The organism is Fuerstiella sp., assembly GCA_022447225.1.
In the GTDB taxonomy this organism is placed as follows: Bacteria; Planctomycetota; Planctomycetia; order Planctomycetales; family Planctomycetaceae; genus S139-18.
Map to the genome: position 1 here is coordinate 78021 of JAKVAZ010000008.1, position 25497 is coordinate 103517.

Below are 25497 nucleotides of genomic sequence, written 5' to 3' on the forward strand. Positions count from 1 at the left end.
GTCCTGCAGACAGAACACAACATTTGACATTGTTTTTTGGTGCATTAATCTCTGTTACATGCCGAATTTCGACTGGGATAAGTTGAGTCTTCAGGACTTCATTCAGCTGCAGGCCGAAGTTGCCAGCCAGCTTCGTCGTCGCTTCGAGCGGAAAATAGCATTGGCGTTTACCGACGTAGTAGGTTCGACTGCTTACTTCGAATTAAAGGGCGATATAGCTGGTAAGCGGCTAATGCAACGGCATCACGATTTAGTGAATGCGGCTCTGTCACTTCACGGAGGGCGCGTAGTTGATACAGCCGGTGATGGTGCTTTCTGTGTGTTTGATACCGCAGAACTCGCAGCGCTGTCACTGATTGCTTTCCAGGAAAAACTGGTCGAAAACAACGTGGACCACCCGCCGGATGAGTGTCTGACGATACGTTGCGGAATGCACTGGGGTGGTGCGCTCCTCGACGACATTAGTGTCTCCGGAGATACCGTCAATACCTGTGCCCGAGTGGCCTCCTCGGCGGATGGAGGAGAAATCCGTCTAACGGAACCGGCGTTTCAGCAACTTCCCCCTTCGCTGCGCGTTCGCTGTCAGCCCGGCAAGTCCGTCACCGGTAAGGGTTTGACTGAACCAGTTCGGATCCATCTGCTGCATTGGCAGGATCCCAACCGGGTTCCCACGGCAATTCACATCGAAGAACTCAATGAACGCATTGATCTTCCGTCACAACAATTTTTCTCCATGGGGCGTCTGGCTCTGCATCAGGGAAAGCGTGCCAACGCAATCCTGCTTAAGCATCCGGATCCCGAGCTGACAAAACGTATCAGTCGCTGGCACCTCAAATTCGAACGTACCATACACGGACTCACACTTTCTCCTGTCTCCCGGGGATCCACCAAGGTGGACGGAAGAACCATTCAGATTGGAGACGAAGTGAAGGTCGAGCACGGCACGATCGTCCAGGTTGGCAAAGTGCTGACACTGAGGTTTGCAGGAACGGAATCAGACGATGCGCTGTCAAACACAGATGTGGATTTCAGCGTGGAAGATCCGGAAGGCGGCGTGCCAACAAATGTCCTGCGCAAGCCTGAAGAGTCGGCGGATCCCTTAAGATAAGCTAGTTGGCCGGCACGTATTTGTTCTGTTGCTTTGTCACTAACATTAGTAACCGAGGATCTGCCTGGTTCGTCTGCCCTGAGTAGTTTCGGGATGTTGCCCAAACGGTGCCCGTTCAACATGTGTACACAGCACCTCTGTCGTCCGTTCCCGACTGGCCGGACTAATCAGCAGCGTCAACTGCTGGTGTTCCTGTCAGTCACGAGTCAGGCAACGGGAAAAACCCGATCACAAACGTCATCGGGTCAGTCATAACCGGCACGGAATGTTGACGTTCCAAACCATGATTTTTGAACCGCACACTGCCGCAGGAAAACGGCACCGATACCACGACTGACACGGTTTTCCAGTGGCCTCTTCGACCTCTCCCGCACCGAACTTATTTACCAACATCGGAATTGGAATTTCGGACAGCTTGGGAAAATTTTCGGAACTCAAATTTCCCGATCCGTAACGCAGGCAATTGTTGTAGTAGTCGTTCATTCCCCCGGACTGCAGTCTTTTGTCTGGCGCCTTTCGGCGACACAAACCTGTTCTGGCTCAGAAACCCGGTGCAAAGCCACCCATTGAAGAATTCGATGAACGCATTATCTACTGACTTCCCAGCACCACCGGATTCCGGTGTCACCCTGTCGAAACAGGGACCTTCGGCGTAAACAGTAATCCGACAGACGCTGCCTGTTTCCATCGCCGGAATCAGTTTTTTAACGATAGACACACTTCATATCGACTTCTCTACCTTTTCAGCGCGTTTACATAAGCAGTCCGCATTGTCCCAGGCGGCTCCACACTGCAGCCTCAGACAGATCTGTTCATCCATCGCAGACGGACAGTGTGACGTCAGGCATGACCGCTGCAGCAGACGACTGCTGATGCGACAGCAACAACGGGCATTGTTTACCGTTCACCAGGGTGAACTGACATCAGAACCTGTTCCCCCTGTGTTCAGTCGCATCTTCTTATGTTCAATGCAACAGTTTGCCAGGTAGAGAACAAATCAGAACAGGAAAAATTTCTGCGAGAGTGGCAACTGTTCGGCAGGTGCACAACTAAGTACCTCACCGTCAACCGTCACCTGGTAAGTTTCCGGATCAACCGTAATTTCAGGAGTCATGTCGTTTCGTTTCATGTCCTTCTTTCCGATCGACCGGCAGTTACTTACCGGTTTGATCATTTTCGCCAGTCCGTAGCCCTCGGTCGTTCTTTGGTCAACGGCCGCCTGACTCACAAACGCGATCGAAATTGGACTGGCAGCTCGCCCGAAACTTCCAAACATTGGTCGCATGAAAACCGGTTGAGGCGTGGGAATCGATGCATTGGGGTCACCCATCTGCGACCAGGCGATAATCCCTCCCTTAATTACCATTTCCGGCTTTGCTCCGAAATAAGCCGGATTCCATAGAGTCAGGTCAGCCAGTTTCCCCAATTCCACAGATCCAATGTGTTGACTCATTCCGTGGGCAATCGCCGGATTGATTGTGTATTTGGCGATATATCGTTTGATCCTTTCGTTGTCATTGTCCCCGGTTTCTTCCGGCAGACGTCCGCGCTGTTTTCGCATCTTGTCCGCGGTTTGCCATGTACGTGTGATGACTTCACCCACGCGTCCCATCGCCTGAGAATCTGACCCCATAATACTAATGGCCCCCATGTCGTGGAGAATGTCCTCAGCAGCTATGGTTTCGCCCCGAATCCGGCTTTCCGCAAACGCCACATCCTCCGGTAGATTTTTGTCCAGATGGTGGCAGACCATCAGCATATCCAGATGTTCATCGACTGTATTGACAGTAAACGGTCGAGTGGGATTGGTTGAGCTGGGCAGGATATTTGCTTCCCCGCAGACACGAAGAATGTCGGGGGCATGACCACCACCAGCTCCTTCGGAGTGATAGGTGTGGATCGTGCGTCCCTTGAGTGCTGCAATCGACCGTTCCACAAATCCGGATTCATTCAGTGTGTCTGTATGAATGCAGACCTGCACATCGTACTCTTCCGCCACATTCAGACAGCAGTCGATTGCCGCGGGCGTCGTCCCCCAGTCTTCGTGAAGTTTCAGTCCGACTGCGCCACCGATAATCTGTTCGGGTATCCCCTGGGGCTTTGCCGTATTCCCCTTACCCAGAAAAGCAAAATTCAGGGGAAGATCATCCGTTGCCTGCAGCATCATCCGAATGTGGTTGGACCCGGGCGTGCAGGTCGTCGCGCAGGTGCCTGTGGCAGGTCCGGTTCCGCCGCCAAGCATCGTGGTGATTCCACTGGCAACTGCCTCGTGAGCCTGTTGCGGACAGATGTAATGAATGTGAGTATCCAGACCACCAGCCGTCAATACCTTTCCCTCACCGGCAATCGCTTCTGTTGTGACCCCTACAATCATGCCTGGAGTGACGTCCGCCATCACATCGGGGTTTCCCGCTTTCCCAATCCCCACGATCCGACCATCTTTGATACCGACATCAGCTTTGACGATACCCGTATAATCGACAATCAGCGCGTTGGTAATCACCACGTCCAGAGCATCCTGCTGTCCGATCCCCGCTGCCTGTCCCATCCCTTCCCTAAGAACTTTGCCTCCTCCAAATTTGCATTCATCACCGTAAACGGCAAAGTCCTTTTCAACTTCCAAAATGAGTGACGTATCACCGAGACGAACCCGGTCACCTACAGTGGGTCCGTAGATTTCCGCGTAATTTGATCGGGTAATGCGGTAAGCCATCTGTTTTTGTCCTTCAAATTACACCGATGCCCGGTGTCCGGCCGGAGACAGTTATGTGGTTGCAAAATTCTGTGAATTAACGTTTTCCAGCGTCACCTGTTTTCCTTCAGCAGACACTTTTCCGTCGGCGAGATTGTTACCACCACGAATCACCCGATCGCCACCAATTGACACCAGTGTCACGGTCTTTGTATCACCCGGTTCAAAGCGAACCGCAGTTCCGGCAGGAATGTCAAGTCGTTTCCCGTAAGCAGCACCCCGATCAAATTCCAACGAGCTGTTTGTTTCAACAAAGTGGTAATGACTGCCCACCTGAACCGGACGATCACCATGATTAGTGACTGCAACTTCGACACACTCTCGTCCTTCATTCAGAACCAGGTCCCCGTCAGCCACCAGAACCTCTCCCGCTGTCACGCTCTCATCAGCGTGATCTGTATCGAAGACAGACAGGTCCGGTACGGGAAGAAAACTGCCGTACAAGGCCAATTCCAGGTCACCGTGTTCCGATGCAACGGGTGAGTGGACCGTCACCAGCTTCGTGCCGTCAGGAAATGTTCCTTCAACCTGAACTTCGTGAAGCAGGTCCGGAACACCGGCCTGAACCTGACATCGTCCCAGAAAGTGCCGCCCGAGATCCATGAGTTCGGCCACTGAACGTCCTTCACGGATAAACTCAAGGATCTGAGATGCAATCAGTCCCACGGCTTCGGGAAGGTTGAGACGCACCCCCCGAGCCAGACGTTTTTGCGCAAGAAAACCGACGTTGTGCAGCATCAATTTCTCAATTTCACGTGGAGACAGGTGCATATGTTCCTCCGCTTTACCACTTTCTGTTCCAGGGTGACTCACCCAGGATTGGTGTTAAAAACTCCAACCGACTTTTCAGTCGACGGGCGACCTGCTCGGTTGTTCGTCCGGCAATCCGCCAGATGGCCCCGTCTTTCAGCGAGCTGACGGAATCCACTACTTCATCCACCGGACGGATTTCCTGATTTCCAACTTCCTCCAGCAGCGATACAACGGCCTCCTGCGTCTGAGGGCCACACATCACCATCATAGCAAAACAGTGAAACGGACCCATCCGGAACGGACTGTCGAGCGGTCCGTCGTCGGGATCAAGCAGAAGAGAATCCGTCAGATAACGTTCACCGGCACGGTAAAGATCGAGCCGTGTGCGGTACCGTGAAAAGGCCCAGCACTCTCCTCGTGCACGACGTCCACTCGTCAGCCAGTCCACATAGACCAGCGTTGCATCCGGATGAAGCCGGATGATCTGTTTCTGACTGTAACGAGCTCCGCGAAAGCAGGTGACAGGATCGGGAGCCACAACCATCAACCCATCCCTGCCAACCGTGGCACCAAGGATCTGAGTACAGTCGGCGTCTGTGTCACTCCGATACACCTTCGTGGACGACTGGGTTGCCAAAACAGCCCTGGCTCCCGGCCCGACCCCCACCTGCATTTCAATTCGGTCGCCGGCAACAAGGCCTCCTCCAAATGTAGTGGCAAACCCCCAGGCAGCGGAGACAGAACGACGCGGAACAAGCCATTTCAGCGGGTTATAGGCTTCTGCCCGAGTGACTACAGTCCTGCCTGCTACCGAGCTGAATTCAAGGATTCCATATCCGTGGCGAATCGATTGAGGCGAAGCTGTCGTCACTGCTATATCCCCACGGTTCAACCCGGTCCCGGTGTCACCAGAAGCCGGTTACAGTGGACTGAACTGTTAAAAAAGTGTCATGCGACTGGGTAAGCTGACTATCCAGACTGATTGTTTTACTTCACAGTCCTGAACCGGCATCCTCGGGCAACAGTCTGGAACGCCCCGTTTGCGAAACCGAAGAGCAGCTTCCACATCTCAAGAAAATCATCAGGATGAATCGCGATCGATTCAGTGGATAAATTTAACTCAGACGCTCAGGTGCTTGTGGATGAGTTCCGAACTTAGATCCTCAGTAACCCCGTCTGCCACAACTCGTCCGCGATTCATAATGTAAAAATCCTGGCCAAATTCACGAACAAAATCCACATACTGCTCGACCAGCACGACCGTCATTTGTCGTTCTTCAACCAACGTTCGCAGTACACGCCCGATCTGCTGGATGACGTTTGGCTGAATGCCCTCTGTCGGTTCATCCAGCAACAGAACTGACGGATCTCCGGCAAGCGCTCGACCAATGGCCAGCTGCTGCTGTTGTCCACCGGACAGATCTCCTCCCATGCGTCGTCCCATTTCCTTTAAAACGGGGAACAAATCGTAGATCTCAGCGGGAACCGATCGAGTCCTGTCGCGTCTGGCCTGCAGCCCGACTTTTAGATTTTCTTCAACAGTCAGTCGGGGAAAAATCTGGCGCCCCTGCGGAACGAGTGCCAGGCCCTGTCTGGCGCGTCGATGAGGAACGAAACCGGTGATATCGGTTTCGCCGAGCCGAATGATTCCGGAATTCGGTTGAAGGTGTCCCATAATGTTTCGAATCAGCGTGGTCTTACCAACTCCATTGCGTCCCATGACACACGTCATCCGCCCCGGCGGCATCTGCATGGAAATGCCTCGCAGGGTTCCGATCGTCCCGTAACTAAAGAGCAGGTTGTCAATGGTAAGCATAATTCCAAATCAGCGTGGCTGCGTGCACAGTCAGGATTGTTTGAGACATCCGACTCGATGGACCTGAGTTAATTAATGGTATGGGCCATTCGCCCGATGTCGCGGTCTATCGTCCCAGATAGGCTTCTATAACCGCCGGATCCTTCTCAATGGCCTGCATCTCCCCCTGAGCCATCACGCTTCCTTCATTCAGAACCGTCACACTGCTGTTCAGGAGACGCACAAATTCCATGTCATGTTCGATGACGATCACACTGTGTTCTGCCTTCAGTTCCAGCAGAAGTTCGGCCGTCAGAATTGTCTCTTCATCAGTCAATCCCGCGGCGGGCTCATCAACAAGCAGCAAACGCGGATCAGAAAGAATGAGCATGCTGATCTCCAGCCACTGCCGCTGACCATGACTGAGATGTCGCACATCCTTTTCAGCGTGTTCCAGCAATTTAACACGAGCAAGGATTTCTTCGATCTTCAAACGTTCGGCTGCCGAAGGCCGGATTCCCACGTTGTTAACGAGTCGATGTCGACCTGGTATCGCCAGTTCCATGTTTCCATAGACGGTAAGACTGTCAAACACCGTGGGGGTTTGAAATTTTCGACCGACACCAAGTCGAGCAATATCAGCCTCCGTCAACCCGGTGATTTGATGCCCGCCTAAGTGGACCTGGCCTTCGGTCACAGGAGTTTTTCCGCTGATCACATCGCATAACGTCGTTTTGCCGGCACCATTCGGACCGATAATGACATTTAAGTCATAATATCCTGCTGAAAATTCGGCCACATCAAGAGCTTTGAATCCGTCAAAAACAACTTTGACCCCCCGGACTTCAAGAAGAGAGTTGTCGAGCGTACTTTTCGATGGTCCAATTTTTTGCTTAGCCACGATTCTGGCGAGCTGACTGGCCCGGTCCTGTACCGCAGATGCATCAGGCAATGCTTCGTCTGTTTGATCCTCTGCGGCATCTGCGGCGACTGTCGTTCGGACAGCCTGCCGACTTAAAAATCTATGGAAATAAAACAACGCTGCAGCAGACCACAAGGTCAGCACGGGCAGATGTGGGACTGTTGATACCAGCTCACTGACACGTGTAAAACCGGTGGTGCCCCAGTCAGCAATCCCACTTCGCAGCGTGCCAACGAAAAACAACCAGCCGACAGCAGTCACGGACAGCCCAATACTGATCGGAAGCGTTCTCTTTAAAATCATGCTTCCCCACACACGCCCGGTAATCAGCCCCAGGCCCGCCAAAACCTGAAGCAAGGCACTGACTGCAGTAAGCATCAGGATCAGGCCCACCACAACCGATGATCCGTTGCGCTGAGCCATCAGACCGTCATCCCAGGGCCTGGCATACTCCCCAAGCCCCCAGGCAGCGGAAAAACCAAATGTGACCGCAAGAATTCCGACAACAGCCAGTCGCACATCGATGCGGTCCTGTTGTGCTTCCGTAGAGTTAATCACCCCGGTGGAAGACCGTACTGTCTTTTGAGATATCGCCAGTGAGACCCACGATTGCCAGATGCCCATCAGGCCTCCGGGCAGGTACAGCGTGACCAGAATAAACAACAATCCAAGAACAATGGGCCACGCGTCTGGTGAATGACTGGTGAGCAGGGAATAAAGGTAGCTGACCACCAGTGCTCCAAAGATCGGACCGGACAACGTTGCCCGTCCACCCACTGCCACAAAGATCACAACCGCAATCGACTCCTTAGGTTCGAGATTAGTCGGTGTGAATATTTTCATCTGCGGGGCGTAAAGCATCCCGCCAAGTCCTGCAATCGCACCGGATATCCCAAAGACCAGCATTTTGAAGACGTAAGGGCGGTAGCCAGAGAATCGGAGGCGACTTTCGTTATCGCGAACTGCGATCAGGACACGACCAATTCTCGATTTCATCAACAGCTGACAGAGTAAGAAGACGGCCACAAGGACAATGACGGTCAGTAAATAGAGAGCCAATTTGACGTTTTTATTATTCAGATCGTAGCCCGCAATTTTCACTTCGGCGATGTCACTGAGGCGTTGCTGTTCGGCAACTGTCAGTTCCTCAAAGACCGCTAGAACCTTCCAGACATGGATCGATCTTGCGAGACGTATCATCATCGCACTGTTGCTGCCACGAACCTCAATGGGAACGGCATCCACATTGACAGCGGGAGGTGAGGCAAAATTCCGGGTAAGCAGTTGTCGTTTCTTTTCGACCTGTTCAATATAGGCTTGGCTGATCTCCATCGCTTTTTTCTCAACCGCTTCACGTACTGCAGCAGCTTCGAGATTTGCCTCCGCGAGTTTCTGCGGCGCGATCGTAATGGATATGTTCTCGCGGGAATCCAGAATAATACGATCGAATCGGGTGAGACCGTTCGTGCCTCCCAGTTTCATATTGTTCATGCAGACGACGAGCCAGAATGCCAGCACGATGGCTTGTGTCAACACAGCGAAAAACACGCCTCGTACGCGGCTGCGGAACACAAAAAAACCAATCACAGCAGCAACGACACCAGGGATCACAATTCCCAGAATAAGAGTGGTCCAAATATTCCAGAACGGTTTCCAAAAGAACGGCACGGTCCACTGATCCTGACTTTCCCCAACTCCACCAGGATACACAACAAACAGACACGCCGGAATCTTACCCCAGTTGACGGCATCGATGACCCCTTCCGGACCGCCGTGATGAGCACAAAACATGCCCATTGCGTAACCGCCCAGGGAAAAGAACAGGAACTGGCAGAGGCACAACATGCCACCGTAGCCCCAGACAAGATCCAGGCTTAATGCTGCAATCGCAAAGCACAGGTAACGTCCCAGCTGATTGACGGTTTCAATACTGACCGCACCACTCGCATGCAGCGCGGGAATCCCCACCAGTCCAATCAGCAGGAGTGTCCAGAACATACACGTGCGGCTGTACCACTGGATAGCGCTCAGCGGCACCCGTCCATGACGCAGGCCCAGGTCAGCTAAAGTATCCGTTGCTCTGCTAAAGTGATCGAGCAAATTATGCATCAGCCAGACGTCCTCGTGGTGGAAACAGCCCGAGAGGTCGCCACTGAATGAACAACACTACGCACGACAGGATAAGAACTTTTGCCCAGATCGCTCGAATTGGCTCTGTCAGCATGGCATCAACGGCCGTTACGAACGATCCCTCCCCAAACCATTCCACCAGATGACTGCCAGACCACGACAAAAAGATACTGACACACCCAATACAGTAAAATGTCGCGGCAGCACGAATGCCAGGAGTCACTGACGGACTGAATACGGGTGTGATCGGACCGGAAACCGGAATGAGCGACATCATTCCGAGTTTTCTGTCGATGCGAAAGGATCCTGCGACGCCGAGAGCCCACGACGTAACGACAATCACCAGTCCCATTGTCATCAACCCCTCTCCAAAGTTGAGAGGTTCGAGAATCTTGTTCAATGAGCCAATGCCGAGGCCGGCAAACACGGCACCAGCAAGTTTTCCGACTCCACCGGTCACAACAACCAAAAAGGAATCGACAATATGATTCTGCCCCATATCGGGCGTCACCCCCCCAACGGTTGTCCAGGCAAATCCCGCGATTCCGGCGAGACCTGACCCGACGGCAAATGTTAGCCCGTCAATCAGGCGAGTATTCACTCCATGGCCTGATGCCGTCTCACGGCCCTGAACAGTAGCCCGAATCAGCAACCCCGCCCGGGTATACCGAAAAAGAGCATGAACGGATAACACACAAAACCCGCAGAGAACCAGAATGAAAGCTCTGTTACGAGGTATGATCAGGTCCTGAAGCACTTCAAAACTGCCCACCAGCATAGAGGGACTGTTTACTCCAATGTTGTCCCCGTACTTTACACGTACGCACTGGATCAGCAGCAGACTGATACCCCAGGTTGCCAGAAGCGAATCCAGCGGACGGCCATACAGATGCCGTACGACCAGTCGTTCCATCAGAAAGCCGACAACAGCAGCTGCCAGGAACGACACCGGGAACGCAACAATATAGTAAAGATTGGTCGGAGTTTCCGGTGTATGACCGAACAGCAGCTGCATTTCGTACGTCGCGTACGCACCGACCATCATCAGTTCCCCGTGGGCCATATTAATCACGCCCATCTGTCCGAAGATGATCGACAGGCCAAGGGCCATAAGAATCAGGATTGAACCCAGCGAGAGACCATTGAATATGTTCTGAAGCAACCGGACTTTCTTTTGATAATTTTCAATCGTCTCAAGAGCTCCCCGGCAGGCTACATGCATTTGAGACTCTTTTTCGTTGTTCAGAATATCATTGAGCGCCGGAATTGCTCTGGCTACACACAAATCTCCAATCTCATTGATCGCGATAAGACGGTCGTCTGTTGTTTGGTCCTGAATATTGCCGGAAATGCGGATCAGCAGCGCACTTTCACGCGCCTTGCGTATCACTTTTTCCGGCGCATCAGAGTTCATCAGTTCGTTCAGTGAGTCCAGGAATTTCGGGTCTCGACTATCCCCAAACCGCTGAATGGCTGCGAGCCGTTTTTCGACGTCCGGCATCCAGACTTCAAGTTGCCGAATGACATCGGCAACAGCCCTGCGTTCTGATCGACCGGAGGGAGCCACGTCGCGTAACTCGGAAACATCCACTCTAACCGGTTGACCGTCAACTTTGAGAGGATCAAGCGTCAGTGGATCCAGAATCAGGGCAGGACTCTGGTTCAAATCCGTGCAGACAACTATTTGCGTGTTCCAAAGAAATACGGCGCCCTGGCTGTAATGTTCAAGGAACGGCACCATTCGCGGCTCTCGCGATGCAGCCAAGATAGCCAGCGCCTGTTGACGACTCTCTTCGTTCGAGCTGGCCAGCAACGCTAACGATTCACGCGTGTGACCGCCAGGTGGACTCCAGCCACAAGCGGGTGCAGAGCAGAAAAGCAAAGCGAAAACTGTCAGCACCCGGCCAGAGCAAAAGAGTCCGGATGCGTCCATTATTGAACAACTTTCTGTCACCGACGCAACAAGAGCAGGCGAGGCCAACGGATCACGTCACGGAGACAGATCAAAGCAGTCAGAAGCGCCTTTTTTTTAACTGTCTGGTCAGTCAATTTCCACCGAGCACACGACGCTCGGCAAAAACTGACTGAACCAGAGAAATTCAACATAACGGGTGTCGTACTGGCCCACCTATTTAAGTCCGTTTGCCTGACAGTACGCCTGAAATCCTTCCACAAAGGCGGTGTTTTCAGTGGAAGCGATACTCTGGAAATAGTTCCAGCACGCGAGATGACCTACCAGAGGTGGTACGTCCATTGCTCGCAATTCATCCTCAGCCACAGAAAACGCCATGATAGGGCAGTCGGCTGAGGTAAGTCCCTGATTAGCAAATTCCTTATAGAACGGAACGTTGCTGTCCCCGTTGATTGTGGACAGCACGCATGCATCACCACTCGCAGCAAAGTCTTTAACCTTCTGAACGATGGTTTGATAGTCCTGATGATGGAACGGAGTGTATTCTTCAATGATGTTTGTTTCCGGGACCCCCTGTGCCAGCAGAAAGGCCTTGAGCACCTTGTTTGCTGTTCTGGGGAATACGTAGTCAGTTCCCAGCAGATAGAATTTCTTGACGCCATCATCAAGCATGTACTGAGCGGCCGGTACAAGTTGCTGGTTTGGTGGCGCAGCGGTGTAAAAGACGTTCAAGGAGAGCTCTTCGCCTTCATACTGAACAGGATAGAACAAAAGATGGTTGTACTCTTCGAATACCGGCAGTACGGATTTCCGACTGACTGAAGTCCAACACCCGAAGACAACGGCTACGCCATCCTCAGTGATCATCTTGCGAGCTTTTTCGGCGAACAGATCCCAGTCACTGGCCGGGTCTTCGATCACAAGATCAATTTGACGGCCCAACACGCCCCCGGAATTGTTAATTTCATCGACCGCATACGAAACCACATCTTTCAGTGAGGTTTCAGAGATCGCCATTGTCCCACTGAGTGAATGCAGGATCCCAACCTTTACACTGTCATCTGTTACATCCGGCTGTGGATATTCTGCGCCGTCTACCGGACCACCTGTTGGACTGGGGACGTCTCCGTCGGGATGCAGATAAGAGGAATATGCGTCGGGTTCAACGAGTCCACCGTCATTAAACTCCTTAACAATTTTGAACTGCCCGTCTCGCAGAATCTCGCCGATATAAACCGGCTTGTAAGTGTGGTGGTTGGAATCATGGATCCGCTTTCTGCCACCAGGAGCATCGAATTCCAGTCCGTACGCAGCTTCACGCACCTTGTCGATATCAAATGAACCAGCCTTTTCAACCGCTGCCTTCCAAACATACACACCGAAATAGGCTGCTTCGATCGGATCGTCTGTCACACGTGCGGCCGCTACGGCGGAACCGTTACTTTCAGGCTGAGCTGAAGACGCACTGTCTGTTGCTGTTGCAGCAGATTCCTCGGAAGTGGCTGCAGCCGGCGAAGAGTCTCCGCCGCTGTCTCCACAGCCACAACAGAACAAAACAAACCCCAGGGCAACCACAAGCGATGATCTGCGAACTAACAACATTCGATTTTTCCGGCTAAAGAAAATGAAACAAAACTGAACGACTGGCCATTCAGTCACAACAACAGAGTCTCCGCAGTCTTTGGAGCGTCCCCCCCCCCCGCAGACAGCTAACAGATTCGAGTCTTGACCAAGTTTGTTGGCCTGATAGGCAAGTATCGCGCCAGAAGATCTCGTTTTACGATGCTGGCCCCGGGAGAAACTTCACTCACCGAATGCACTTGGCCGGCATGCCCGTTTTTTGCATGGAAAAAACCGAGCGATGGTCACAACCACTTTTGCAGTTCCTCTTTCCCGGAAATGCGGTGCATCAAGGGAACTCACTCCGGTCACAGATGAAAGTTCCAGCTTGACGAACTCGCGCAGAATCCATGACCGTTCTTTCAGCACATCTGCTCAAACAACAGGCACGACCGTGTGTGTGTGTGTGTTTGGGATAACTCAGCAGCACGAAAACGTAGTCTGTTTTCTAGACCATGCGTCAATCAAAAACTCTGTGAACACGGGAAACGTAAAAAAGATTTCTGTTCATTCCAATAGCCTGGAGAATTCCCTCATCATATTTTGACGATGAGCATGATGGGTACCTTCCGGTGACAAAAACAGAATTGACGGTGATCAAACCGTTTGGCGTGCCCCGGAGCTGAAGCTCTGTGCGAATTCACTTCTCAGCCAGCTGATTGTTTTTTGGTGCGTCAAACACATAGCAAGGTTTTTCTAAAACCCCTGAGGCTGTATGAACTGTTCGGCTGCTTTTTCACGGTGGATTCAACCGGACACCAACTGGGATCGTGGCTGAACATATTAATAACAGGGTCGCATCATTCCAGCTGAATCTTCGGATGTCCGCAGCAACAACTCACTCTGTATCTGAAGGAGTCCTCCGCGTATCGAACGCCAACAACAAATCGCATCATGCGTGAAACGGCAACAATGGATTCTGGTGGTAATACTCTGTGAAAGGTTTGAGCCTTTTTGAGTTTCGTTTATTGAGGCCATACAACCTTAAGAGGCCCGTGCTGTTCTGCACGGGCCTCTTAAGGTTGTGATATGGTGCCTCCATAAATATTTCAGGAGACACCAATGTTGCTCGAATCAAGCCACCAGGACCAGCCGCATCAACGAGTGCAGGCTGGCTTCGCCATCAGACCCGGCAATAGTGTCGGCAGACTTATCGACCGTCACGCCTTCGATCTTAGCCTGAGCGGCATTGGCATTAATCTGAGCCAAATTGAGTCTGTTCACAGCATCCATGGCGATACCTTGATCCCCTGTTGCGGCGCACACAACCAGCGTTGTCTGAGCGACATCCACACGGCACTTAGCAAGGTTGAATTCCGCAACAGCGATTTCATCAACGCTTCCGTGGTTTAGCAATTCAGCCAAGGCAGATTCAGCAGCCACCAACGACTGTTGGGCAGCATCAACCTTAGCCTGCGCGGCAGCAACTTCATCGCTAACAGTGGCCGGAGTCAGATTATTTAATTGAATCTTCGCAGCACCAACTCGCAACAGAGCTCTCATCGCCTTGAACTGGTCGTTTTGCTCGCTTGCCCTGTTCAGTGATGCCTGAGACACAGTCACATGAACTTGAGCAAGGTTAAGTTGAGCAGCAGCGACAGCTTCAGCGTCACCGCTGATTTTCGCTAAAGCCATAACAACTTCAGCAGCCCGGATATCGATTTCTTCCTGAGCCAAAGCGATCGCTTCAGAATCACCATCGCGTTCGGCCGCAGCCAATAATAGCTGAGCAGCTTCGAGAGCTCGTCGCGCATCGCTGAGATCAGGCGTCAAGGCATCGACTTCAGCCTCAGCAGCATCGACTTCAGCCTCAGCAGCATCGATCTCATCCTGCTCACCAACCAGTACGGCAATTGCCAGTTCTTGCTGAGCAGCCTCAAGAGCAGCATTAGCAGCCACCAATTCCGCTACAGCAACGTTGGCTTCGGCTGCCTCGATCGCTTCATCGTCACCGTTCAGCTCGACCTGAGCCAAAGCAGCTTCGGCATCGCTCACAACCTGTTCGGCAGCGGCAGCGTTGGCTTCAGCAGCGGCGGCAGCCGGTGTGGACTCAGCCACAGCCTGGGCGACAGCTGCTTCAGGACCAGCAGCATCAACTTCAGCCTGGGCTTCCGTAACAGCAGCATTGGCTTCATTGATGGCAGCCGCATCGCCTGAGGCAGTGGCCAAATCCAGTTCTGATTCAGCAGCTGCAAGGGCAGCATTAGCTGCTTCCAGCTCTGCATTGGCAGCAGCAGATTCGGCATTGGCAATCGCAACTGCGTCACCACCAAGTTCGGCAGCGGCAAGGGCCGCTTCGGCCTGGGCAGCTGCCTGTTCGGCAGCGGCAGCGTTGGCTTCAGCAGCGGCGGCTTCCGGTGTGGCTTCGGCCGCTGCTGCTGCACTGGCAGCTTCAGGTCCGGCAGCATCAACTTCAGCCTGGGCTTCCGTAACAGCAGCGTTGGCTTCAATGATGGCAGCCGCGTCGCCTGAGGCATTGGCCACGGTCAGTTCTGCCTGAGCAGCCTCAAGGGCAGCTGCAGCAGCATCCAGTTCAGCATCGGCTGCATTAGCTTCGGCGTTGGCAATCGCAACGGGGTCGCCACCAAGTTCGGCAGCGGCCAGAGCCGCTTCGGCTTCCGCAGCTGCCTGTTCGGCAGCGGCAGCGTTAGCTTCAGCTAAGACGGCCGCCGGTGTGGCTTCCACGACCGCACCTGCAGCGTCGGCAGCTTCCTGAGCAGCAGTCAGCTCTCGGTTTGCCGCATTACGTTCCTGGCGTGCTGCGACAAACTCTTCCTGAGCTTCATCGGCTTCGGCCTGAGCTTCAGCCGCAGGAGTCCCCCCGGCAGGAGCAATGACTACAGCAAATGAGCGGGCATCATTCCGTGCCCGTCGAGCCGCTACAAACGCTGCCTGTGCATTGGCCTGTGCCACGGTTGCAGCGGCAACTTCAGCATCAGCAACAGCAAGCTCTGCATTGGCAATGTCTACTGCGTTACCACCGAGTTCAGCATTAGCCAGATTCGCTTCTGCAGTAACCACGGCGGCTTCGGCCGCAGCTTCTGTATTTTCGGCAGCCGTTTCAACAGCAACTTCAGCGGCTTCTTCAGCAGCTTCGGCAGCAGCTTCTTCAGCTTCCGGCAACTCAGGAATACCGGCTTCGGCCGCGAGGGCACCCGCCAGGTCTTCTCGAGCAGCTTCGGTTTCAGCGACAGCGGCATCGAAAGTAGCCTGAGCTGCAGTCTGAGCACCTCGTGCGGAGTTCAGAGTCTGCAGAGCCAGTTCGAGACCAACACCAAGAGCATCAGCATCCACAACAGCCTGCTGAGCATTTGTCAGTGAACTGTTTGCGAGTTCCAGGGCAATCCGAGCCTGATCTTCAGCTTGCAGAGCATCGTTCAGTAACCCCGTCGCAAAGTCCACATCCAGTGGGACGTCAATAACGGGAGCCAGATCGACTCGAGTATCGATTTCCGCTACGTGGCGGTCGACACCAATGGCACTGGCTGTCATCTCAGCTGGAATGGTAATACCACGAGCCACTCTGACCACCCTCGGATCACCGGTGTCGGATCCAATATTAGGAGCCACATCACCTAATTCAAACAGTAGCGTGAACCGGTAGGTTCCGATGTCACCAAAGCCACCACCGAGGTCACCTCGAAGCAAGCCACCCTGATCGGCACCACCTGCACCAAGACCACCGAGACCAGTATTAGGAGTAACCGGGACCTGATAACGTCCCAGATCATCCAGCTCAAGAGTCACGAAACTCGGAATGGGATTATAAACAGCCGATCCATCGTCTTCGTTACCGCTGGCAATATCCGGTTTCACCTGACCACGGATGTCGATGCGGGCCGAAACGGCGTCCTGACGTCCGCGAGCACGGATGATACGGTTGGTACCGGCCGGCATGTATTCCGTTTCACCTTCGGTGATATGGAACTTCCCGTCGCCACCCACAATGGGGTGAGCGTAATGTCCCAACAGCAACACGTTCAGAGCAGACGGATGATTTACATTCATATTGCCGGTGTCGGTTGGACGTGAGGAAATGGTGATCTCTTCACCCCCCACATCCATGAAACCACCATTGAAGTAAATGTCCCGACTGATGACCTGTTCTGCAGGACCAGTCACTGCGACACCATTGAAACTCACTGAATCGAGGACAGCCTGATTGTTGGCCGGGCTGCCGTTCGTTGGCAAAATGTTATTCGCAGTTGCGTTTCCATCTCCGGTTGGACCGCCGTCCGTGCTGATATCCCATGTGACGTTGGATCCCATTACATTTTCGGCCACTTCCACGAACCTCATGCTGGTCATGATGATCTCGCCACCCGAACCGCGAATAGCCAGGCCAGCGAATGTAGAACCGACGGTGTCCACATAGGTCTCTTCACCCAGATTGTTAACAGGAACCACACGTGATCCCAGTTCCGGAAAATCTGCACCGGTGAATTCTCCACCCGCACGATTTGCCGAGATACCAGGGACGGCCATATCATTCGGAACGTGGATCAGGGCGTTCATCACCCTGATCTGGGTGCACAGAACTCCATCAACCTCGGCCGTGGTATCCAGGATCTCGGTGATTGGACCTTCGTAAGACAGGATAACGTTACCCAGGAAGTCCTCACCTTCGGCACCTGGATCCAGTTCCATTTCACGACAGGCAAAGGTACCAGGAGTCGACGTTGGCACCTGTGGAGTATAGTGCCCCACAATCGTTCCTGTGCGACCGACAGCAGCTTCCAGTTCTGCCTGAGTCACCACAGGCATCCCGGGCAATGTTGACTCGACAAGTTTGACACCGGCCATCGACAGATCGTTGTCGTCATCGAGTTCGATCACACCCTGCAAGACGTTTTCACGAGGTTCGATCAACCATTCCACCCACGGTTCATCAGGACCGATGAGACCGCTGATGGTAGCGGGGACGATGTTGTTATCGTTACCCAGCATGGCCGTACCTTTGATGATGTAGCCGATCAGCCGACCACCGTCAGGATCATCTTCACTCTGGCGAGCCAATTGCTCCTGATAGGTGGTGCCGGCCGCTGCAAAAACGCGACCAAGTTCCGCCCAGGACAGTTCACGCCCCTCTTCAGGAATCAATTCCGGTACTGCTTCGAGTTCTGTCAGCGTGATCAAACCCGCATCAAAGGCGGCTTCTGCATCAACACGAGCGTCAGACTTCACACCAGCACCGTGCGTACCTTCGATATGCTGCTTTTCATTGCTCAAATCGATAGTCAGCAGGTTCATGATAGTGACGCCATTTTCGTCAGCATGCGTAACCTGTCCTTCGTGGAAGAAGAACAGCCGGGTGGGATCACCCAGGGCTTCACCCACTGTGGTTGACAGAACCTGGCCGGCGTTAGCACCACCGTTGGCAGCAGCGATCTGAGCTGCAGCAACAGCTACGTGCAGATCTTCCGCCGGTATAGCAGCTGATCCGCCAGCTGCAGCCACGCTGCCACTGGCAATCGTGTTACGGATCGTGGCTAACAGTGGCTCAATGACCACAGCTTCCACAAATCCAGCCGGAGGTTCAGGTTCAGTAAAGTCAACCGTGGCGGTATCGGATCCGGATCCTAAGACACTGACAGTCACGACTTCATCCTGTGTAAGACCTGCCGTTCCAACGATTGGTCGGATCAACAACTCAAACAGTCCATCCTCAAGTGCAACCACCTGGTTCAGTTGGCGGTCAGCTGTGGTGATTACTGCACTACCCTCGGCAGCAGCATCATCCAGTGAGGCAAACCCAGAAACAATCAGTCTGTCGTCTGCAACGACTTCCAGTTCTTCGATCACAACCTGAGAACCTACATGTACTACTGCGGGGGGCTCAGGGTTGATGACGGACACCACAGTGAACGTAGTATCTCCATCACTGGAGATCGCCACAATTTCAACGGTGTCGTTGACCTCGTCAACAAGATCCGATTCTTCTGTCGGCGGTCGAACATTGATTCCAAAACCACCTGGAGCAGGAAAGGTATCGACGACGGCCGAACCAATTTCGATTCGACTGCCATCAGCTTTCATGAGAAACGCGATGACTTGAGCACCCTTGTCGGCATTACCCTGGTCATCGGTAAGATTCCCTTCAATCACCCAGCGATTTCCTTCACGGAAAGCGACTTCATCAACCGTGAAGTTTGTTGCAGTAACACCGATACCGGCAGCCAGTTGTGCCGAAATCAGAGCCGTACCAACTTCCGTGATGCTCAAAGCACCATCAGAACCCAGGGTGTCGTCTCCAAACGTGAATGTGAGAGAATTTCCACCAGAGGTGGTTACGGTCAGAACATCACCTTGTTCAGGATACAACTCATCGTCCTCGGCGAACCGCTGAGTGATAAGGAAGTATCCGTTGGCGTCTGCGACACCTTCGGCCACAGTTTCATCTTCATCATTCGTTACCCGAATACTTTCCCCCGGGCCAGCGGTACCACTGATACTGAAGACCACAGTCTCAGGTGCAGGTTCCGGAACCGGTACAGCAGTCGGTACTGGAGTACGTACAGGAACCGGTTGTCCTGCAGCCGGAATGTAGCTGATGACCAGCCCCTGATTCACCTGCTGCATGATGCCGTTCAACTGTTGAATGCGGGCATTGCGGCGGACATTAATGTCCTGAAGTGCACTGTTGATCTGTTGTGGTGAGAGACCAGCACTTTGAACAGCAGCAACTTCCGTGTTGAATGCATTCTGCGATCGAACGATCTCAGCATTGACGTCACTTGACGTGATTGGATTAGTAATGACTGGAACAACTGGAGCTTCGTCTTCAGCTTCATCAGCTTCGTCGGCTTCGTCTTCAGCTTCGTCGGCCCCTTCTTCAGCTTCATCAGCTTCGTCGGCTTCGTCTTCAGCTTCATCGGCCCCTTCTTCAGCTTCATCAGCTTCATCAGCTTCGTCGGCCCCTTCTTCAGCTTCATCAGCTTCGTCGGCTTCGTCGGCTTCGTCGGCTTCGTCTTCAGCTTCATCAGCTTCATCAGCTTCGTCTTCAGCTCCGTCGGCTGCAGGCGCGGGAGCTGCTTGCTCGTTTGCAATAACTTCCTGAATCAAGCCTGTCAGATGTTCGACACTGGCCTGGCGGCGAATGTTGATCTCCTGAATAGCGGCGTTGATTTCCTCCGGTGACAGATTCTCGCGATCAATCGCAGCAATCTCTGCATCGAAGGCATTCTGAGAACCTTGAATCGCAGCGTTCAGATCAGCAACAGTGGCGAAGTCCGCCGCTGTAATGACACCGTCATTGGCAGCTCTGACAACGGCAGCCTCTACCACAGCGGCCTGAGCGGCAAGAGCCGCCTCTTCAGCTGCTGCGGCAGCTTCGGCTGCGTCCGCTGCGGCGGCTGCCTCATCATCGGTGCCGATCGCTTCCTGAGCCAGTAACGCTGCTTCAGCTGCATCTTCAGCAGCCTTGGCAGCATCGTCAGCAGCGTCGACAGCAGCCTTCTCAGCGTCAGCGATAGCCTTCGTGGCTTCTTCACTGATGACAACTTCAACGACAGCTTCTTCAGCGACTCCGGCAGCAGGATCTTCCGCGGCTGTTTCTGCTGCTGCTTCAGCTGCTGCTTCAGCTGCTTCGGCTGCTGCCTGAGCAGCAGTTTCGATTTCATCTGCCAGTAATTCATGAGCATCCTGGAGTCCTCTCCGAGCGGCTTCAAGTCCGTCCTCAGCTGCTGCGACCGCGTCGTGCGCTGCCTGAAGGTCCGCTTCTGCAGCTTCGAGGTCGGTTGTCGCTTCAGTGATGTTCGCTTCAGCTTCCGCCTTATCGTCATCGTCGTCAGCTGTTTGAAGTTCGAGTTGCGATTCCGCAAGCTCGGCCATAGCCGCGTCAATTTCATCCTGAGCAGTGACGACATCTTCCTGAGACAGAACGAGTTCTGTTTGAGCAAGAAGAACGTCTGTCTCAGCCTGAGCCACACCGGCTTCAGCTGCCTGAAGTGCCTCATTCACTGGTTCTTCTTCTACAACCGGACCAAATTGTTTTGCCAAAACCGGCTGTATGAGTGCATTTAGTGTTTCAATAGTTGCCTGACGGCGACCTTCGATCTCCTGAATGGCAGCATTGATTGCTTCAGGTGACAGATTTCCGCGATCAATCGCCGCAATTTGTGCGTTGAAGGCTTCCTGTGAACGGTTCATTTCTGCACTGAGTGCTTCGATAGTATCGAAGTCGTCAACAGTATAGAGCGGTCCTTCTGCTGCTTCTTCAGCGATTGCTTCGGCAAGTTCAGCCTGAGCTTCTGCGAGATCAGCCTGAGCTTCGATAATTTCCGCTTCAACGCCGCTTGCTTCAGCTTCAGCCAGTTCGGCTTCAGCGACTCTGACGCCACGTTCTGCAGCAGCAATTTCGTCGATTTCAAGGAATTCCGGAACCGTGATCCCCAGACGATCACTAAAGCTGGGAAAGGCTTGCATAACACCGTCAGCACCGGTGGCGTCCATCGTGATCATGATGTCCACTTCAACGCCGTCAACGTGTTCACATCCGTTGGGAATATCAATCGACGGGTGATCGAACGGGGCTTGACGATAGCGAACGCGATCGTCGGTCAGTGTTCGCATCCAGGCAGCCATCGCAGTAATTTTTTCAGACTTGCCGTCCAGCTGACCAATACGTCGGATATCCGGATCGAGGTGTCGGTTATCAGAATGATCTCCACCACGAGCATAGAACTCCACGACCTGTTCCAGGGTCAGGTAACGACCGTTGTGGAAGTAAGGTGCAGTGAGTTCTACAGTACGCAGTGACGAAACTTTGAAGTGACCGTCGACCTGAGCTTCTGCGTCCGCAGCAATCAGCGACGGCAGGTTAGGCCATTGAGAAACATCACCTCTGTTGGACTGCATGGCCAGTGAGATCGGACCAAAAGGCAGGTCCAGACGCCCCCGTCCGACGTCTTCATCTGTATCAGACACACCAATGTTGTAGAAACCGGCATCGTACATACCCGGTCCGTCGGCATTGTTCAGCCGCATAGCTTCAATCGGTGCCACCAGCTGAAATTCAAAGGAAGCCGTACTGAACATGGGACCGTCGTGACAGCCGTTACAGCGTGTGCCACCGCTCAGAAAACGGTTGAAACCTTCTTTTTCCTGTTCGGTCAGATCAATTTCGCCGCGAGCGAACTTGTCAAACGGGGTCTGATCGGCGATCAGTGTCCGTTCATAAGCCTGAATAGCAATACCAAAGAAGAAAGCAAAGTTCGCTTCCATCTGGGTACATTCAATGATGTCTTCAGTGGTTGGATCGGCGTTTTCTACTCGTGCTTCGCCGACTTCAACAGCACTGGCGTCTGTAGAGACAAAGTTACGATCGATATTGATAATCTTATCACTGTCCCAGTAGTGTGCCTGGAATGCTGCTCGAATGAGGTCGGCATACGACAGATCAATGGCGCCGTTGTCATCAAGAATGTGTTTCAGCACACTGTCTTCGGCATGAATGGTCTGCAGTTGCAGTGGTTTAACATTCCCGTTCAGCATTTTCTGAGCGAGTTCCGGCCATGATCGGCTTCCATCCAGAGGGCCATGTGACATTTCCGTGCTGTTATTCGGTGGTCCCACGGCCTGTGAAGCCAGAGAGGAGAAATCGATCAGGAGATTGGTATTTTTGTGGCAGTCATCGCCTGTATTCACGTAAACACCTGCGGTTTTGTCACCAGGTCCCAGTGGGTTTTCCCCGTTGAAGAAGCGATGAGCCCGACCATCCCAGAACTGGAATGTCTGGAACGCAGCATTGATGACGGTCGGTGTGTTTCGACCGGTAACCTGACGAAGCTCACCCGGCATATCATTGCTGTAGTCCTCATACGGCGGATTAACTCCGACGAATGATTTGTTAAGGACTCCCTGTGAACCGGCAACGGATCCCGAACCCAGCGGGAAATCACCAGCTGTCAGTTCACGGTTTCCGATGATTCCGTTTCCTTCGTCGGTATTGTAATCGAACAGCTGATTTTTGGTTCTCCAGTCAGCTCCGGCGAAGTTATGACAGGTGGCACAGGCCACTTTGTTGTCACCACCGACCTGAACATCCCAGAACAGTGCTTTTCCAAGTTGAACCAAAGCGGTATTGTCGGCGATCACAAGTTGATCGAGTGTACCAAGAGTTTTGAAGTCGCGGTCTTTGACCAGCGGTGAAGGGAGAAACGCCGGATCGAGCAGATATTCGAGTGCTTCAGCGGCCATACCGGTAATGAATTTACCGATGAGCGCAAGGTCACCGTTGACACTGATAGCAATTTCAGCTTCACCGGCTTGCAGAGCTTCCTGGAGCCCGGCCGGAGCCTGAACGTTGCTGATATGCAGTCCCAGTTCCGGCGTCGGAGCCGGTGGTCCGACTTCCACTTCGGGAATTTCAGGTTCAATATGCGGCTCAACGATTGGTGGAGCCAGCAGTTCACCAGGATTGAGGTGCAGATAGATTTCCCCGGTGATGGTGTTGCGTACCACAATGGCGGTAATGGAAGAATTATCTTCAAATCCGCCGGTGACGACATCGACATCCATCTTGTCACCGAAGAAGGCAATGAGGGATTCACCGCCCACAGCAATCCCGTTTTCATCAGTCTGTGTGAATCCAACGACAGGTTCAATCAAACTGGCGAAGTCAGCGTCGGGTTCAGCTGCGATGGGCTGTCCGTTAGCTCGTTCCACTTCCAGTTGTCCGTCCTGCAGAGCAGCCTGCTGAGCTTCCTGCAGATCACGGTTTTGCTTTTGGTGATCTGCATTCAGCTCATTAAGCTGTTCCTGCAGCTCTTGAATTAGTTCCTGATCCACCGGCTGTGCAGAAGATGCCGCGTTAATCTGATCAATGATTTCATCGCGTTCCCTCTGATGACGTGCCTGCGTGTCCTGTCGTTCCAGTTCCTGAATCTCCAACAACAACTGGAATTCCTGCTGCACTTCGTTGATTTCCTGCCCCACCACAGTTGGCGGCATACGAAGTACCAGCATTAGTGTTAACACTGATGCTGTTAATGCTGTGAGAGGAAAGAAATATCCTCGTCGATTGGACTTGGCCACTTGTTTACTCCCGGAGAAATAATGTGTGTTCCGTCGCCTGATGCTTCACCAGTTCAGTTGCGACTTATTTTCATTTCCTGAGTTATGTCTCAGTGAGAGGGCGATATCTGTTTACTCTGTGCAGTCCTTAGACTTCTACAACGCGCAAAACTTTGCGCAGTTGCACATACATGGACCATGTATTCAGAGTCAGGCAAAAGACAGAAAGTCTTCACGTTGCGGAGACGATTCAGATGACTCTTTCTTGGCAGGCGGTGTAATGCTCATAATCGTTACACAGCGACCTCCAACCGGCCCGTTCAGCATAGGACCAACGATCAATCGGCCGTGTTTGCCCAGGTGCGGTCCTGATGTCGACCTGTTTCAGCAGTGACCTGTGACTACCACACAAACACGGCGCAAACAGCGACCCAGACTGTTCGACACCTGCAGAATCCGAACAGTTTTCGCATCAACAGCCCCGATTTTTGGACTGTCACCACGATCGAACCCGGTCGGGCGATTTCAGTAATTCCCCAGAGCCACATGTACGGGATCAACCCGTCTTGGAATTGTGAACAAAGGTCGGGTGCCCGGCTCAATAGGGACACAGGCGGACCTGCGTGCACTCCCCCCTCAAGAAGTTCGCTGACCGGCCCGGCGACCCGGACAACATTGAAGCGATGCGGACATACGTAGCGCAACTGTGTCCTGACGTCTCGTCCTAGCAATAGCCTGTCGATTTACTGCAACTGGCCGCGAAACAAACCAACGCTGACTAATGTCAACGTGTTGGCGGCGGTAATCATCGATCCACTGCAGACATAACCACTAGCCGGCAAAACAAAAAGATAAAAGCCTCACCGGTGCGACCCAACGACAAACTAATGTCGCCCGCATGAAGCTCGTCCAGCTCAAATCATGACATCACGAAATTCTGTGAATGCTGAAAGACGTAACATGCCGCAGAAATTATTAGCGTAGCGGCTACACCGACACCTGTTCAGCACGACAGACGTCGTGCCTGCAAATACCCCAGGAACCCCTCAACGAAAACCATCGCGCAAGACACAGAACAACCAGGAACGCACCTCAAAATATTCACTTCGCAGTAAAACGCGCAAAGGTCAGTTCTGTAAAAACAGTTATTTGAGTCCCCATCTGCAAAATCCTGCGTCAATCCGCCTGACTCTCCAATCCATATCTCATCACAGAATATTGGCTGAACATCGGAAATTTTTGCCGATGCTCGCGTGAACTTTGCTTCGCCCCCGGGACCAGCGGCAATGGACGCCGATCCATGTGCCACATCATGAAACGCCAGGTCAATTCAATGCCGTTTGCTGGTTGGATCGTGTTGCTGTGCAACCTCAGTCAGTCATAAAAACAGCAGTTCTGCAGAAACATGGTTACCGACGAACAGTCCGTAGATCCGCGGACATGGAAGCCTAAACACCGGAAAATATTTGTGATAACGGTTCTCAGCGGTGTG

The 25497-nt window shown here is 53.0% G+C and carries 9 protein-coding genes; 1 reads left to right on the forward strand and 8 read right to left on the reverse strand.

Features of this window, described 5'->3' with window-relative positions; translation table 11 throughout:
• Positions 1-58 precede the first annotated feature (58 nt).
• A complete protein-coding gene (locus MK110_09710) occupies positions 59-1108 on the forward strand; it encodes an adenylate/guanylate cyclase domain-containing protein (GenBank protein MCH2211567.1) in 1050 nt (349 codons plus the stop codon).
• Between the two features lie 997 nt (positions 1109-2105).
• Here the strand turns inward: MK110_09710 and ureC are convergent.
• The 8 genes from ureC to MK110_09750 form a co-directional block, all read right to left on the reverse strand.
• Positions 2106-3821, reverse strand: coding sequence for an urease subunit alpha (gene ureC, locus MK110_09715; protein MCH2211568.1), 1716 nt, complete (start codon positions 3819-3821; stop codon positions 2106-2108).
• Between the two features lie 51 nt (positions 3822-3872).
• On the reverse strand, positions 3873-4631 hold the full coding sequence (ureB, locus tag MK110_09720; protein MCH2211569.1) for an urease subunit beta: 759 nt from the start codon (positions 4629-4631) through the stop codon (positions 3873-3875).
• 13 nt (positions 4632-4644) lie between these two features.
• Positions 4645-5484, reverse strand: a complete 840-nt coding sequence (locus tag MK110_09725) for an urease accessory protein UreD (GenBank protein MCH2211570.1) — start codon at positions 5482-5484, stop codon at positions 4645-4647.
• Positions 5485-5733: 249 nt separating this feature from the next.
• Positions 5734-6429 carry an urea ABC transporter ATP-binding subunit UrtE gene (gene urtE / locus MK110_09730; protein MCH2211571.1) on the reverse strand — a complete coding sequence of 232 codons (696 nt, stop codon included), beginning with the start codon at positions 6427-6429 and terminating at the stop codon, positions 5734-5736.
• A gap of 106 nt (positions 6430-6535) precedes the next feature.
• Entirely contained in the window at positions 6536-9439 is a 2904-nt protein-coding gene (gene urtD, locus MK110_09735; GenBank protein MCH2211572.1) for an urea ABC transporter ATP-binding protein UrtD, read from the reverse strand.
• Entirely contained in the window at positions 9432-11342 is a 1911-nt protein-coding gene (urtB, locus tag MK110_09740) for an urea ABC transporter permease subunit UrtB (protein MCH2211573.1), read from the reverse strand. Before urtB ends, urtD begins: the two co-directional genes overlap by 8 nt.
• 246 nt (positions 11343-11588) lie before the next feature.
• Complete coding sequence (locus MK110_09745) at positions 11589-12974, reverse strand: transporter substrate-binding protein (GenBank protein MCH2211574.1); 1386 nt, start codon at positions 12972-12974, stop codon at positions 11589-11591.
• Positions 12975-14066: 1092 nt separating this feature from the next.
• Complete coding sequence (locus tag MK110_09750) at positions 14067-24026, reverse strand: hypothetical protein (GenBank protein MCH2211575.1); 9960 nt, start codon at positions 24024-24026, stop codon at positions 14067-14069.
• Between the last annotated feature and the right edge of the window lie 1471 nt (positions 24027-25497).